This is a genomic window from Sphingobacterium sp. Lzh-3 (genome assembly GCF_046764375.1).
Lineage (GTDB): Bacteria > Bacteroidota > Bacteroidia > Sphingobacteriales > Sphingobacteriaceae > Sphingobacterium.
On record NZ_CP177226.1, the window covers coordinates 3,720,377 to 3,735,981 of the forward strand.

General features: G+C 42.6%; 15 protein-coding genes and 1 riboswitch. Of the genes, 8 read left to right on the plus strand and 7 right to left on the minus strand.

Going from position 1 to position 15,605, the window contains the following annotated elements:
* Nucleotides 1–59: 59 nt before the first annotated feature.
* From ACLCDV_RS15730 to ACLCDV_RS15755, 6 genes are all read right to left on the minus strand, one after another.
* The gene (locus tag ACLCDV_RS15730; RefSeq protein ID WP_411971599.1) at nucleotides 60–830 is read right to left on the minus strand and encodes a hypothetical protein; all 771 of its coding nucleotides are present in this window, start codon (nucleotides 828–830) and stop codon (nucleotides 60–62) included.
* Between the two features lie 78 nt (nucleotides 831–908).
* The gene (locus ACLCDV_RS15735) at nucleotides 909–1,373 is read right to left on the minus strand and encodes an SRPBCC family protein (RefSeq protein WP_411971600.1); all 465 of its coding nucleotides are present in this window, start codon (nucleotides 1,371–1,373) and stop codon (nucleotides 909–911) included.
* Nucleotides 1,374–1,542: 169 nt separating this feature from the next.
* A complete protein-coding gene (locus tag ACLCDV_RS15740; RefSeq protein WP_317665950.1) occupies nucleotides 1,543–2,181 on the minus strand; it encodes a hypothetical protein in 639 nt (212 codons plus the stop codon).
* Nucleotides 2,182–2,469: 288 nt separating this feature from the next.
* Nucleotides 2,470–3,324 carry a GNAT family N-acetyltransferase gene (locus tag ACLCDV_RS15745; protein ID WP_411971601.1) on the minus strand — a complete coding sequence of 285 codons (855 nt, stop codon included), beginning with the start codon at nucleotides 3,322–3,324 and terminating at the stop codon, nucleotides 2,470–2,472.
* A gap of 124 nt (nucleotides 3,325–3,448) precedes the next feature.
* On the minus strand, nucleotides 3,449–4,060 hold the full coding sequence (locus ACLCDV_RS15750; protein ID WP_411971602.1) for a GrpB family protein: 612 nt from the start codon (nucleotides 4,058–4,060) through the stop codon (nucleotides 3,449–3,451).
* A gap of 138 nt (nucleotides 4,061–4,198) precedes the next feature.
* On the minus strand, nucleotides 4,199–5,089 hold the full coding sequence (locus ACLCDV_RS15755) for a DMT family transporter (protein WP_411971603.1): 891 nt from the start codon (nucleotides 5,087–5,089) through the stop codon (nucleotides 4,199–4,201).
* 111 nt (nucleotides 5,090–5,200) lie between these two features.
* On the opposite strand from ACLCDV_RS15755, the gene ACLCDV_RS15760 reads away from it, so the two are divergent.
* Complete coding sequence (locus tag ACLCDV_RS15760) at nucleotides 5,201–6,616, plus strand: PLP-dependent aminotransferase family protein (RefSeq protein ID WP_411971604.1); 1,416 nt, start codon at nucleotides 5,201–5,203, stop codon at nucleotides 6,614–6,616.
* A gap of 63 nt (nucleotides 6,617–6,679) precedes the next feature.
* Here the strand turns inward: ACLCDV_RS15760 and ACLCDV_RS15765 are convergent, their stop codons facing one another.
* The gene (locus tag ACLCDV_RS15765; RefSeq protein WP_411971605.1) at nucleotides 6,680–9,316 is read right to left on the minus strand and encodes a family 78 glycoside hydrolase catalytic domain; all 2,637 of its coding nucleotides are present in this window, start codon (nucleotides 9,314–9,316) and stop codon (nucleotides 6,680–6,682) included.
* Between the two features lie 160 nt (nucleotides 9,317–9,476).
* Nucleotides 9,477–9,572: riboswitch (TPP riboswitch) on the plus strand.
* A 59-nt stretch (nucleotides 9,573–9,631) separates the two neighbouring features.
* On the opposite strand from ACLCDV_RS15765, the gene thiS reads away from it, so the two are divergent.
* Genes thiS through ACLCDV_RS15800 form a run of 7 tightly spaced genes read left to right on the plus strand, consistent with a single transcriptional unit; the run spans nucleotide 9,632 to nucleotide 15,513 of the window.
* Nucleotides 9,632–9,838 carry a sulfur carrier protein ThiS gene (thiS, locus tag ACLCDV_RS15770; protein WP_336838424.1) on the plus strand — a complete coding sequence of 69 codons (207 nt, stop codon included), beginning with the start codon at nucleotides 9,632–9,634 and terminating at the stop codon, nucleotides 9,836–9,838.
* A 51-nt stretch (nucleotides 9,839–9,889) separates the two neighbouring features.
* Nucleotides 9,890–11,704, plus strand: a complete 1,815-nt coding sequence (gene thiC / locus ACLCDV_RS15775; protein WP_411971606.1) for a phosphomethylpyrimidine synthase ThiC — start codon at nucleotides 9,890–9,892, stop codon at nucleotides 11,702–11,704.
* On the plus strand, nucleotides 11,701–12,318 hold the full coding sequence (locus ACLCDV_RS15780) for a thiamine phosphate synthase (protein ID WP_411971607.1): 618 nt from the start codon (nucleotides 11,701–11,703) through the stop codon (nucleotides 12,316–12,318). Before thiC ends, ACLCDV_RS15780 begins: the two co-directional genes overlap by 4 nt.
* Entirely contained in the window at nucleotides 12,264–12,896 is a 633-nt protein-coding gene (thiE, locus tag ACLCDV_RS15785) for a thiamine phosphate synthase (protein ID WP_317665937.1), read from the plus strand. Before ACLCDV_RS15780 ends, thiE begins: the two co-directional genes overlap by 55 nt.
* Entirely contained in the window at nucleotides 12,893–13,663 is a 771-nt protein-coding gene (locus ACLCDV_RS15790; protein WP_411971608.1) for a thiazole synthase, read from the plus strand. Before thiE ends, ACLCDV_RS15790 begins: the two co-directional genes overlap by 4 nt.
* A gap of 10 nt (nucleotides 13,664–13,673) precedes the next feature.
* Nucleotides 13,674–14,798: a 2-iminoacetate synthase ThiH gene (gene thiH / locus ACLCDV_RS15795; RefSeq protein ID WP_411971609.1), complete on the plus strand. Its 1,125-nt coding sequence runs from the start codon at nucleotides 13,674–13,676 to the stop codon at nucleotides 14,796–14,798.
* A 4-nt stretch (nucleotides 14,799–14,802) separates the two neighbouring features.
* Nucleotides 14,803–15,513: a HesA/MoeB/ThiF family protein gene (locus ACLCDV_RS15800; protein ID WP_333625363.1), complete on the plus strand. Its 711-nt coding sequence runs from the start codon at nucleotides 14,803–14,805 to the stop codon at nucleotides 15,511–15,513.
* Nucleotides 15,514–15,605: the final 92 nt, after the last annotated feature.

The following is a 15,605-nucleotide window of genomic DNA, read 5'->3' on the forward strand; positions in this document are numbered from 1 at the left end:
ACTATGAAAGCTTAAAATACGATTGCCGAACCACTACCATGTAAGGGATTAAGGAACGACTAGGCAGGCTGTCGCTTACGATACTGCATATAGTATACAATTACATTTAGCAAAACAATAAAGGCTGCCATTACAGCCGCTGTATACACCGTGTTATTGACCGATTTATTAGCAACTGCAATAGCTATTAATGCCCATACAGCCACAAGTCCAAATACCGGCATTTGAGCCTGCCAGATCATCAATAAATGAATGATTAATGCAATTGCAAACATGATAATAGCCCACATGGTAGCTGATAATCCAAAACCGTCCCAGCCTATCTTCGTAAGATAGGCTGCAATATTGGCAATCAAAGCGACAGAAATCCACCCCGCATAAAGTTGAAAAGGGATTTTAAGAAATATACACTTGCTGTGTGTAGCAAGAAACGCAATAGCTTGTGTATGATGAATTATCTTTAATAGCGACACAAAAAGTAAGACCATCAATAAAATAGTTAAAAAGGTATAGTCATACAACCAGGTCATGACCCATAAACTATTTGCTAGACAAGAAATCAAGAACCACCATCCTACTTTTAAAACTACTTTTTCTTTTTCATTTGTCTGTCTGACAAAAGGACCAAAATAAACGACAAATCCAAACAACCCTAAATAAATAAGACCCCATATGGAAAAGGCATATCCCGCGGGTGTAAATAAATTTTGATATTTAGCAGAAACCGTTGCCATGGTCTCCCCATTAAAAATTCCCATATTGGATAGGTAATTAATGATCACCGTGATGACCAAAGCAACTCCATTGATTATTTGATAAATTTTCTTCATTGTATACAGCATAAAATATGTTGAAAAGCTCATCTGACTTTCTTCTCAGCGGTCATGTGAACTGCAATAGAATAGCTATCACTTGGTTTGATTAAATAATTTTTCTAAAACCTGATAACGGTAATCGAAGATTCGCTCCAACTTCTTTTTAACGAAAACTGTATGCGCAATTTTGCCTAGAATCCCGAAAGGCAATTCATAATCAACCCTGTCTTTCATGAGCACCCCTTTTTCATTTGGAATAAATTCATGAAAATGATTCCAATAGGCATAAGGTCCTTTTAGCTGAAAATCAGTAAAACTTTTATCCTTTTCCACCTGCGTTATTTTGGTCTTCCACTTCAGCGGGATCCGAAGAATTGGAGATACCAAATAATCAATGATCATTCCTTCAGAAATTTCTTGCCGACGAAAGTCTGAGACGACAACAAACCCCATATCTTTTGGTGTAATTTCTGAAAGATTCATGGGTGAAGAAAAAAACGCCCATGCGGTATCCAAATCGCAGGTCAATTGCTGTTCTCTATACAATGTGTACCTCATTTGATTTAAGCTAACTTTATTGTTTGCCAATATAACAATATTAACACAATTTAGTTTACTTTTAAACCATAAAATACATTTTAGGAACTAAATAGGCGGCATAAAGAATATTTTTACACAAATAAACACTTAAATTGAAGATAGCTTTAAAGCTACTTTTTATCAATGGCTATTTAGCAGCAATATCCTTTTCCAATGCTTTCACGAGCGACTTCGTATAACTTTTAGAAAAATCTTCTAAACTGGAAGGGTTGATCGTTTCTGACTGCACACTCCAAAGCAATTGCTCGGAGCTAACATCATATAGATTGCTTTCCAGATAGTACATTTTATCCGTGGTATAATATCCCGGATCGTATGCTATTGGGTACCAATGCGAGTAATAGCTCCAAAAATTACCATACCATCCAAACCTCGGATAAGGCATATAAGGTCCACTTCCCGGTACATATCGGGTTTCACTGGTTTTATCGATCAGAGTAACAGTGAAAATAGCATCCGCATTCAGACTGTGTACTGCTTTCATCACTAAATCTTTGTTTTGACTTTCGTCTTTGGTAAACGTCCGTTTAAAAACATCACTGCTTTTAATAGCCTTGTAGCCATGCATGGAAGCTGCTTCTGCTAAATTGGATTCAATGACTTCCTTTGCTTTAGCATGGTTTGTCATCGCAATAATGAATATTGTTTGGTATTGTTTTGGGGGCAGATCTTTATTTTTATAGACATCTGTTATCCTTGTCGAGGTACTACAAGCCAGCAATAGAAAGCTTGTGACAATTGCGGTTAAAAATGACTTCGATTTCATATGTTTTAAAAATTAGTGTCGTATAAATTGTAGAAGAGCGTCTTTTCCGAGGGATGGTAAAATTACAACAGTAAATGGATCTATAATAAACAGTCTAATAGCACATACTTTCCTTTTACTAAACAACAAGTTTACAACCACATTTGTTTTCACAATTATTGATCGTAAATGAAATACTTTAATTCTTAATTGATATTACCGGGAAATATACTTGGAGAGCGCTGCATATATCATGAGCGTGATAGCTTCTAAATCTTTCGGTTGATGGACCTTGCATTCGTGTGGATGCTAATCCATTATCTTGAACATTTCAATCTGGTTGATCGTGTTGACCAGCCCTTGTCTTTGTAAAAATAGCCGCAAGTTACTGGCTTTTTCATCAACGTTAGTGATTTGTACTTTTGCGCTGGACACATGCGCTTTCAGTTCGGATAAAAGCTGTGTTGCAATACCTTTCCGCCTATGCTGCTTTGCTACCGCAATTTGGTAGATTCGCTTATTAGACAAATTGAACAAAATATATCCCACCAAATCCGAGCCAATAAACGCCCCCAACCCTTTAAGCTGAATTAATTCAATACGCCCAATTCTATTTTGCCAGCTGGGTTTAACGTCCCAGAAAGACTGCAAAATATCCCAAGAAAAGTCATGGATAGACTGTATATGGATAGGCTGTATTCGGCCAGATAAGGCCCCCGCATTTAAATCAAGTTCTCCCCCAAAGCACAGTAATTTACGGCCTTTAACAAAGCCATTTTTTTCATATGCCCGAATAGCAGGCAGATTACTCTCGATGACTTCCAATAATAATTTCTTCACATGATGCGCTTTGAAGTATGGCTGCATAAATCTATACATTTCAACGACTAATCCCCTGCCTCTATATGCGGGCAAAACGCCTGTACCAGCATTGTAGATAACTTTACTGCCTCCGATTTCGCGCATGCCATGCAAGATAAATGCTATCAGTTGTATCCCGTCAAAAACGCCAACTGACCAGTCCATTAAAATATCCTCACCTCTGATCTTTAACTCCAATAGCGATGCGTCTAACTGAAATGGTACAATATAGTCGGCAAAAGCTCCATTAATTGCAGTTAATAAGTCAGCCCTATCCAGCGCTGTCAATTTCCGTATCTCCATCCCTTATTTTTTAGGACTATTAAATTTATTTATGCCTGAACAAAGAGTTCTCATGCTATCCTCTATTAAATTTTTCATTAGGTCAAAAGTTAGTACCAATTTAATCCGAAAGGTTCCCATTGTCCTACGGTTCCATTGTTCCGTGACCCTTTTTGTACCATTCCACAGCTTTTGCTTCATGCTCTTTCAAAAATTCATCTTTCGCATCATTATAGTCGTTCCCATCTTTCCATTGCTGTAGTACCAACTTTTCTTTGATCGCCTGATACTGATCTCTTACTTCTTCATGTACACGCAGATAATCGCGAAACGCTATATGGCGCAACCAGTGTTCTGATTGCAAGGGTATGCTGTGAATATGCGCTATCCGTAGCGAATGATCATGCAATCGTGCTGGAATTTCATCGTCGGGTGCAATGTGCGCTGGCAACCCCATTACTTCAGGCCGATCAATTAGGGCGACAAAAAATCGTCTGTAAGGCATCTCCTCATTATATTTTTCATAATATACATAGCATTTACCCTGCAACAGGAACGGAATGCGATCAAGGTCATTTTCTTCCTCAAGACCGATCAATATATCAATGATTGGTTTGGCAGACAATCCCTCAACGGCCGTACTGCCTATGTGATCTACCCTCGACCTTATAGGTTTCAACAATGCAAGAAGTTCATGTTGAATGCTGTCAAAATTCGCTTTCCATATCGGATTATAAGGTTCAAACGGTAAAATCATACGCTATTGTCTTTGTCAACATAAGATAATAGACATCATTCGATCAAATACGCCTCGAACGATGCCCTAAAAGTTAAAGTTAATAACTTTATGATTTTCCGAAAGAAGCTATAAACCAGTTCTCTTTTTCTAATGCATTTATTGGGCAAATTTCTTCGTGGCTACGACACAGAGGATAACACCAACTGTTACAGCAAGCATGCCGGCACTGACTTGTTCATGAAGAAGCCAGGCTGCTAAGGCCAAACCAAAGAATGGCTGTAATAACTGTAACTGTCCGATGGTCGCCGTGCCACCTTGGGCGAGTCCTTTATACCAAAAAACAAAACCAATAAACATACTGAACAAGGAAACATAGGCTAAACTAGCCCAAGCCCCTATAGGTACTGCATCAAACGACGATGGAAGATAGATAAAAGTAAGTGGCAACATCAGCGGCAGCGACAAAACCAGGGCCCAGGAAATGACCTGCCAACCACCCAGTGTCTTGGTCAATTTAGCGCCTTCAGCATAGCCCAAACCACAGAGAATGACCGATAAAATCATTAAAACGTCACCTAAAGGTGAGGCTGTTAGTCCTTGTGCCAGCGCATAGCCGATCACCAGTAGGCTCCCTAAAGCAGAGAACAGCCAAAAGATTGGCTTCGGACGTTCGCCACCGCGTATAATACCAAATACGGCTGTCGATACGGGCAAAATACCGATAAAAACGATGGAGTGCGCAGAGGTGATATGCTGCAAGGCCAAAGCACTCAGTAAGGGAAATCCAACGACACATCCTATTGCAACGATGCATAGCGAACCCAATTGTTTTCTTTCTGGGCGTTTTTCCTTAAAAACCATCAATGTTACCAGTGCCAATATACCTGCAATTGAAGCTCTAGCCAATGTCACAAGTACGGGGTCAAATGCTAAAACCGCCATTCGTGTTGCCGGCAACGAACCACTAAATAATACCACCCCAATAAAACCGTTTAACCAACCGCTTGCGGTATTTTCTTGTAATTTACTTATACTTAATTCTGCCATGTTTCAACCTTTTACACAAAGTTCGTCCATTATAAGAACTAAGCACAGTCACAGTTTTTGATAATTCAATGGACACAGTTACCTTTGAAGACGGACATTAATCCTTATTTTATGAAAAAAGATTATTTGTATAATGAAATAGCAGACAATATTGCCAATAAGATTAATTCAGGTGTCTTAAAAGCTGGCGAGAAACTACCTTCAGTGAGAAATCTTAGTGCTGAACACGGTATAAGTATAAATACTGCGAAAAGGATATTTCTAGCGCTGGAAGGACGTTCACTTATACGGTCCAAACCTCAGTCCGGCTACTTTGTTAGTCCTCCAAACTATTTGCAGCTTCCTTTGGCCGCAGCCAGTCAACCTATTCCAATCGCTAATAACCGAGAACCAGATCAATTAATGAATAAGGTTTATTCTACCATGGGTCGCCAGGATTTAACCTTATTTTCGATCGGTGTTCCTTCGGGAAATCTCCTGCCTACCGCAAAATTGAAAAAAGAAATCGTTCTCGCTACACAGGAGCTCAGCGATGGTGGCACAGCATATGAGCCCTTGCAGGGCAATATAAAATTACGTCGTATGGTAGCTGTACGTTCATTGGCCTGGGGTGGAAATCTTAACGAAGATGAGGTCGTTACCACCAACGGCTGTATGAATGCTCTGGTTTTATGTCTGATGGCCTTAACCAAACCTGGAGATACACTGGCCCTTGAAAGCCCCTGCTATCCGGGTATCCTACAACTTGCCGTTAGCCTGGGACTTCAGGTACTGGAAATAGCCACGGACCCCATTACGGGAATAGACATTGAAGCCCTCAAAAAGCTATTGCCCGAAATCAAAGTCTGTTTACTGGTCCCCAATTTTAACACCCCTTTGGGCTATTGTATGCCGGATGAGAACAAGCGGGAAATTGTATCACTGTTAGCAAAACATCATATTCCGCTGATCGAAGATGACACCTACGGCGACCTCCATTTTGGCACCCAACGTCCCAAATGCTGCAAATCTTTCGACCTCGATGGCAATGTACTCTGGTGCGGGTCAGTTTCAAAGACATTGGCTCCGGGCTTCCGTGTCGGATGGGTTGCCCCTGGAAAATATAAGGAACAGATTATCAAACTAAAACTAATCCATTCCCTATCATCTACAACCATTATCAACGAGGCGGTGGGAAATTTTCTTTTAACAGGAAAATATGAAAACCACCTGCGTAAACTCCGTAGATCGTTATCAGAAAACTACCAGCAGTATGCCGCTATTATCGCGGAACATTTTCCGGAAGGCACTAAAATCAGCCGCCCACAAGGTGGGCTTGCGCTGTGGGTTGAGTTTCCAAAACACATCGATACAGGCATGCTATACAACTATGCGCTTAAACTACAGATCAGCATTTCACCGGGGCGGATTTTCACCTTGCAGGATCAATTTCACCATTGCATGCGGCTCTGTATTGGCTTGCCCTGGAGCAATGAACTCGCCTTAAAATTAAAACAGCTTGGTAAACTCGCAAAAGCGCTCCAATAGGTTATAACATAAAAGAATAAAACCAACAGTCAAGACAACGAAACAAGAGGTCGCAGCCTATGCTTACTTGAGTTCCAGCTCCAGCCTGTGTTTACCGGCCTCCAATTGGACGATATCGCTACTTCTAACATTATCCGGTGGATAAAATGTTGCCGTCGCATTTGCCGGTATTTGGATATTATATACGATCATTTTATCCTTTAACTTCCATTCGGAAACAATTTTACCGTAGGGTGAATCGTAAGAAATAGAAGATTCTTTCAGTTCTTGGGGGAAGATAGGTTTTAAGAGCACATGTTTAAATCCAGGTTGTTTAGGATCTGGCAGAATCCCGCCGATAGATTTAAAAAACCAACCACCGATTTCGCCAAACATCATGTGGTTGTCTGAAATATCTCGTGTTGCTTTTAAATCCCAGTTCTCCAACAATGTGGTCGCTCCATTTACAATCCACCATCCCCAAGACGGGTAGGTATCTTGTACCGCGACTTTATAGGCTGTCGTTGCATAACCGTTCTCTTTCAACGCATTCAATAATGCTTTGGCACCCAATACGCCTACATCCAAATGAAAGTTAGTCTCTTCCACTTTCTTATTCAGGTTGGCTGCAACACGAGCTTTCATCTCGTCTGGTACAACACCCCAATAAAGTGGTACACTCAGTTCGGTCTGCGTTCCATTGCTATAAACACCCTTGGAAGCATCTAAAAATTTAGCGTTGATGGCCGTCTTAATTTTTCTGCTCAGCAGTTCATATTTTTGTTGATCTGCTGTGTAACCAAACAATTTGGCAGCAGCAGCCAAGATGCTCGCATCTACATAAAAATAAACAGATGAGGTCAACTCCAGATTGGACTGTGACTTCACCGGTACCCAGTCTCCACGCCCAAACGTTGTCAACCCAGATGGGCTGATTCCGTCTACATAATCGACATAGCGTTTGATATTTAGGTAGCATACTTCTAATGCATGTGGATCTCCATAAAACTGATAGATCTGCCACGGAATGATGGCAATGGTGCTTGTCCAATCCAAACCATTTGCGGTACCATAGCCCCATCCCCCAGTTGGAATAATATCGGGTAAGACACCATTCTCCTGTTGTTCATCACGATGATCCGCCATCCATTTTTCATAAACTGTTATCCCATCAAAATTGTATAAAGCTGTTTCAATCGCAAGGTGCCCATCCCCTGTCCAGCCGTTCTTTTCCCGTTGCGGACAGTCTGTAGGATAGCCCATCAAATTGGACAAGTAGGCATTGTTAGTCGCTTTCCATAGTTTGTTAACCAAGGCTGATGATGTCTTGAGCTGTCCAATAACAGGCACATCACTATGCATAAAATAGGCGGTCAAAGCCGAACTATCCAATGCAATGGCGGCACTGCTGCTAACTTCGACATAACGAAACCCTTTGTAACCGAACTTGGCCATAAACTCATCATCGCGGCCACTTAAGGTCAATATATCGGTCTGAAAGGGCTCCTTTTCCTTATCGCCCCGATAATATACATCAATATTGGACTGATCAAGATGCCCATCGGCCTGCAATCGCTCACCATGCTTGATACGCAGAATAGTACCCGCAGCTCCTTTCACTTTAACTTTTGTAATCCCCGCCATATTCTGGCCCATATCGAACACATAGGTACGTTGGTCTATCTTTGTCACTGATTTTGGCTTATAGGACTTCACGAGCCGAATCGGAACCAGCTGTTGGGACACGATATGTGCTGATGGCGCATTTCTATACTGAACAACCTGCCAAGCCGAATCATCGTATTTTGGTTTATCCCAGTTGGGTATTTCCAGTCTTGCATCGTAATGCTCACCAGTGTAAATATTATTATAGGTGATTGGCCCCGAAGCAGTCTTCCACTGCTTATCCGAAACAATGGTTTCCGTCGTTCCATCTGTATAAACGATTTTCAGTTCTAAACAGAAGGTTGGCCGGGCCCGCCATGGTGCTTTATCAAAGTTCCAAACAGCCAATGGTTGGTGATTATACCAGCCGTTCCCCAAAACAACGCCAATGGCGTTCTCTCCTTTTTGAAGCTGTTGGGTTACGTCCGTCACGACGTACAACGTACGTCGGTCAAATCGGGTGTACATGGGATCCAGACGATGGTCGCCAACGCGCTGGCCATTAATGGAAAGTTCATATAATCCTGCTGCGGCAATATACGCGCGGGCAGATTTTATCTGCTTATTTGCCTTAAATTCGGTTCTAAAATAAGGCGTTTCCCGCGCATGAATATCCTTATTGTCGCTGATCCACTTTCCTTTCCAAAGGTTTTGTCCCATCATGCCCGTTTCAAAAGACGCTACTGCCGAACGTGTTGATACACCATCCTTATCCCATACTTTAACCGTCCAGAAGTACTTGGTCTGTGGCTTTAACTGTGCGCCGTTATAGGGCACTAACATAGCCGAGCTGAACTGTTTGCCACTATCCCAGTTATCTTTGGTCTCTCGCAGCAGTGCCAGCGAATCTTGCCCTAAAAAGATCTGATAAGCCTGTTGTACCGCACCTTTACGTTGATCATCAAGTCGCCAGCTAAGTCTTGGGTGGATTGCATCGATACCCAATGGATTGACCAAATGTTCGCATGTCAGCTGCACGGCGCTGCAGTTGTTTTTAGGTTGGGCATAAGTGTTGCTAGCGATACACAACAGTGCTGTCAATAAAATCTTACGCATTGAAAGATACTATTCTTGGTGGTTATTAAATTGTTTTAGCTGATTCAAAAAACTAATATATCAATTATTTCCCACATATTGACCTGCACTGTCCTGTGCAATAAACCCAAGTCTGCAAAATAAAATTCTTGCAACTTTCATAAAAATAACCTTATCTTAGTCGCAACTTTAGGGGTGTCTGCTCGTGCAGGCTGAGATTTTACCCTTAGAACCTGATCCGGATCATACTGGCGTAGGGAAAAGTGAGCTGTCTACAAGGTGCATTGCTGTGCCTTTGTGTAGCCATTCCTAAAGTTTTACCAAAAAAATTAAGGAATGGAACTTACAATAAACCATCAGATTCGATTTTTCGACCCCACACTTACTTCATTGGAAGGCTTGTTGCTTTTGGAATTATCCGGCCAAACTCAGGGCGTGGCTGTAGCTATTAACAACAAAGTCATACCCAAAAAGGACTGGGCTACGACACCACTAAAACCGCACGATCAGATTATTTTAATCACCGCGTCCCAGGGCGGATAGCTATTCCCCAAAAATCAATCGAACCGAGTAATTCACCCCAATAAGAAAAAAATGACAGCTGAAAAAATTACGCAATCGCCCTTTCCAAATGCAAAGAAAATTTTTGTATCCGGAAAACTATTTCCTATTCAAGTCGCTATGCGTCAAATCTCCTTGAGTCCAACCAAATTAACGAATGGAGAAGTAGAAATTAATCCCCCGGTAACAGTCTATGATACTTCTGGACCATATACCGATGACACCGTCCATATCGATATCCGAAAAGGCCTCCCGCGCCTTCGCGAACAGTGGATATTAGATCGTCAGGATGTCATACAGCTGCCTGGCACCAGCTCTGAATATGGACAAAAACGCCTTTCTGATCCAACGTTGGATGAACTCCGATTCGCGTATAGCCATAAACCGAAAGTAGCCTCTCCCGGTAGTAATGTTACTCAATTACATTATGCAAAGCAAGGCATCATTACCCCAGAAATGGAGTACGTTGCTATCCGTGAAAACCAACGTATCGAGCAGCTCACGACCAGTACCCCCGGAATGGATCATCAGCATAAAGGACAGAATTTTGGTGCCAGAACACATGATAAAGCAATTACACCAAAATTTGTCCGTGAGGAAATCGCTGCCGGAAGAGCAATCATCCCCAATAATATCAATCACCCTGAAAGTGAACCCATGATTATCGGGCGCAACTTTCTTGTTAAAATTAATGCCAATATTGGCAATAGTGCTGTAAGCTCAAGTATAGAGGAAGAAGTTGAGAAAGCAGTATGGGCCTGTCGTTGGGGAGCCGATACCATCATGGACCTATCCACTGGCAAAAATATTCACGAAACCCGCGAATGGATTATCCGTAACTCGCCCGTTCCAATCGGTACAGTACCGATCTATCAGGCGCTCGAAAAAGTGAAGGGGGTGGCCGAGGACCTTACCTGGGAAATATTCAAAGATACCTTGATTGAACAGGCCGAACAGGGTGTTTCTTACTTTACCATACACGCTGGTGTACTGCTTCGTTATATCCATCTCACCGCGTCTCGAGTAACGGGAATTGTCTCCAGAGGAGGGTCTATCATGGCCAAATGGTGTCTTTTCCACCACAAAGAGAACTTTCTCTATACCCATTTTGAGGAGATCTGTGAGATTATGAAGCGATATGATGTTGCTTTTTCACTTGGCGATGGTCTCCGTCCAGGAGCCATTGCAGATGCAAACGATGCTGCTCAATTTGCGGAGCTAGAAACACTGGGCGAGCTCACCAAGATCGCCTGGAAACACGATGTTCAGGTGATGATCGAAGGTCCGGGCCATGTTCCTATGCAATTGATCAAAGAGAATATGGACAAGCAATTGGCTTGTTGTGACGAAGCACCATTTTATACCTTGGGACCCTTAACAACTGATATTGCTCCAGGTTATGACCACATCACATCAGCCATTGGAGCTGCGATGATCGGTTGGTATGGATGTGCGATGCTTTGCTATGTGACCCCAAAAGAACATCTGGGCTTACCAAATAAAAAAGACGTTAAAGACGGTGTAATCACCTATAAACTAGCTGCCCATGCGGCCGATTTGGCCAAAGGACATCCAGGTGCACAATACCGTGATAATGCCTTGAGTAAAGCGAGATTTGAATTTAGATGGGAAGATCAATTCAACCTTTCCCTGGATCCAGATACAGCGCGTGAATATCATGACGAAACGTTGCCTGCGGATGCGGCCAAAGTGGCTCACTTCTGCTCCATGTGCGGTCCCAAATTTTGCTCGATGAAAATTACGCAGGAAATCAGAGATAGTGCCGCACAAGGAATGCGGGAAAAATCGCAGGAATTCATCGCACAAGGAAAAGAGATTTATTTATGATCATCGCTTTGACAGCAGCAGAAACGATCCCTTCTGAAAAAGGGATTATAGATGCTTTGTTCAAAGAAGGACTTGATATCCTGCATTTGCGCAAGTATCATTTTACGGACCTACAAATGTCCAGGTACGTTGAATCTATAGATTCAACGTACCTGGACAGATTGGTCCTACATTCCCACCCTCACCTATCGGCTGAGCTCGGAATCGCACGTATTCATATGAACGAAAAGAATAGAAAGGATAGATCAACAAATCAAATGCTGCCGACAACAATCTGTTCGACATCTGTGCATGATATCGATCAATTCAATAGCCTTGATGAATGTTGGGCCTACGCTTTTCTAAGTCCATTATTTCCGAGCATCTCAAAAGTCGGGTATGGAGTGTATAATGCAAGGTTGGATCAGCTCCCGTCACGCTCCAACTTTACTGTTGGTCTCATCGGTCTTGGAGGGATAAACCAAGACAACTGCCTTATTCCGATGCAGCAAGGCGCAGATGGAATTGCCTTATATGGTACTTTATGGAAGCACCCTGATCCAGTTCAAAATTTTATAGCATGCAAACAAAAACTATGGAAAAACTCCAATATATATCGCAGGGACAAACATTAACTGAACAAAAAAATAACATACTGAAAGCGCTGGATGCGGGGGCCAAATGGATACAGATCCGATGGAAGGAAGCCGATGAAAAGAGCCGCTACACGCTTGCAGAACAGATCAAGCAAACCTGTTCCGAATTTGGTGCCAGCTGTATCATCAATGACCATCCTTCACTTGCAGCAGCGGTAGACGCTGATGGCGTACATTTGGGATTGGATGACTGCAGCGTCACAGCTGCCCGGCACCTATTGGGTGCAGGAAAAATAATCGGCGGTACTGCCAATAGCTTTGCGGATGTAAAACGTAGAATAAGTGAAAACTGTGACTATATCGGACTCGGACCATTCAACTATACCACAACAAAACAAAAACTAAGTCCCCTATTGGGGATTGCAGGATATGAGAACATCATCCAACAAGTCCGCCTAGCAGGCTTGCCCCCTATTCCAATATTCGCAATTGGCGGTATAAGCCAACTTGAAGATATCCAACAGCTATTAGAAATTGGAGTTTACGGTGTAGCACTCTCCGGAATCGTAACCAAGACTCCAAACATTGTTTCATCCATCAATAAAATTTTATTATGAGCAACCTACATATAGCCGACCGCGTATTTGAATCCAGATTATTTCTGGGCACGGGCAAATTCGGTAATCTCACAGAAATGAGCGATGCCATTGTGGCTTCGGCCTCCCAATTGGTCACTGTTGCCCTCAAACGAATCGACCAGACCAACGCAGACGACAGTCTCATCAGTGCGCTCGATCTGGCGGCAATCCATTTGCTTCCCAATACTTCGGGAGCACGAACTGCTGAAGAAGCTGTGCTCGCAGCCCAACTTGCACGGGAGGCATTGGAAACCAACTGGGTAAAGCTGGAAATTCATCCCGACCCCCGTTATTTACTGCCCGATCCTATTGAAACCCTGCGTGCAACTGAATCGCTGGCCAAACTGGGTTTCGTTGTCATGCCCTATATTCACGCAGATCCAGTACTTTGTAAAAGATTGGAAAATGCAGGTACAGCAGTTGTTATGCCTTTAGGTGCTCCTATTGGTAGTAATAAAGGGCTTCGCACACTGGACTTTCTCGAAATTATTATTGAGGAGAGTAATGTCCCTGTGGTTATAGATGCTGGGATCGGAGCTCCATCCGATGCTGCCAAAGCCATGGAAATCGGAGCGGATGCAGTCTTGGTCAATACGGCAATTGCGGTCTCAAATAATCCGATACGTATGGCCGAAGCATTCAAAGAGGCCGTTATCGCTGGACGAAAGGCTTATGAGGCCGGTTTAGGAAAGATCGGATCACAAGCAGTCGGTTCGAGTCCCTTAACTTCATTTTTATTTGATTGATGATTCATTTATGACAGATTTCAAAACGATACTCGATGAATACTCCTGGAATGACGTCCACACGCAGATTTATGACGCTACCAATCAGGATGTACAACATGCGTTAGAAAAAGACCATTTAACGCTCGCTGACTTTAGGGCGCTCATCTCACCGGCTGCAGCACCGTATCTGGAACAAATGGCACAAAAAACACAACAAATCACGCAACGTCGCTTCGGTAAAACCATACAGCTCTATGCCCCTCTTTACCTGAGCAATGAGTGCCAAAACATCTGTACATATTGCGGTTTTAGCATGGACAATAAAATTAAACGCAAAACCCTCAGCAACACCGAACTATTACTAGAGGCGATGGCACTTAAATCCATGGGAATCAACCACATTTTACTTGTTAGCGGAGAAGCCAACAAAACGGTCGAGATCAATTATTTCCTAAACGCTATTCACCTTTTAAAACCTCATTTTTCACAGATATCCATTGAGGTACAGCCGCTGGAAGAATCCGAGTACCGACTACTACAGACCGCAGGGGTATATGCAATTTTGGTCTATCAGGAAACCTACCATCGGGAAGTTTACAAACAATATCATCCGAAAGGAAAGAAGTCCAATTTTGACTATCGTTTAGATACGCCTGACCGTATAGGCCGGGCCGGAATCCATAAAATCGGTCTGGGGGTATTACTTGGGCTAGAGGACTGGCGGGTGGACAGCTTTTTCACCGCGGCACACATTGCCTATTTACAAAAACAATATTGGCAGACACGTTATTCCATTTCCTTTCCACGCTTACGACCAGCCGCAGGTTCTGTTGAGCCAAATTTTCATTTGGCAGACCGCGATCTACTGCAGCTGATCTGCGCATATCGTCTGTGGAATGAAAATTTGGAAATCTCCATTTCTACCAGAGAGAACGAAACCTTCAGGGATCATATCATACCTATTGGTGTAACCACCATGAGTGCAGCTTCAAAAACCAATCCTGGAGGCTATGTTGTCGATCCCCAAGCTTTGGAACAATTTGAAGTAAGTGATGAAAGAAATATGGAAACAATAAAAAATCAAATCCGAAAAATGGGCTATTCTCCAGTGATGAAAGACTGGGAAAGTAATTACGCGGGTATTGTACGTTAAATACATGAAAAAAGATAACATTTTTGATCGCTATAGCAGACAGATTTTTATCGAAGAGATTGGCGTTGCCGGACAACGGAAGATTATGGATGCCAAGGTATTGGTCGTCGGTGCAGGCGGACTCGGGAGCCCTGTCGTTCAATATTTAGCCGCGGCCGGTATAGGCAAACTTGGGCTGGTTGATTTTGACCGGGTTGAAATCCACAATCTTAATAGACAGATCATTCATTCCGAAAATAATATAAACCAAGCAAAAACAGAAAGTGCCGCAGCCTATATACGACAGCACAATAGCACAATTGATTTTGAACCCTTTCAGGTAAAAATAGATGCTGACAACGCGCTAGCAATGCTCGCTCCCTATCATATTATTGTCGATTGCTGTGATAACTTTACGACGCGATACCTGCTTAATCAGACCTGCCTACAACTCGATAAACCTTTGGTATACGGCAGCATCTATGGTTTTGAAGGGCAGCTGGCTGTCTTTAACTATCAGGGTAGTAAAAACCTGTTGGATATCTTTCCAACGCCCCCCGATCCGGAGCAGGTTCCAAATTGCGATAAAAATGGTGTGCTGGGCCCCTTGCCCGGTATTATCGGCAGCATGATGGCGATGCAGGTACTTAAAATAGTAACCGGATTACCCGTAGATAGCAACCAGTTAACGGTTGTTGACACATTTCATTGGCGTTTTTCGAAACTCCTATTCTAAGGATGATTTCGGAAGACGTCCCACAAAATGAGATCGAACGCTTTAAAAGAGCTCAAAAATTTATTTTAAAACAACTAGTGACAAACAAAATT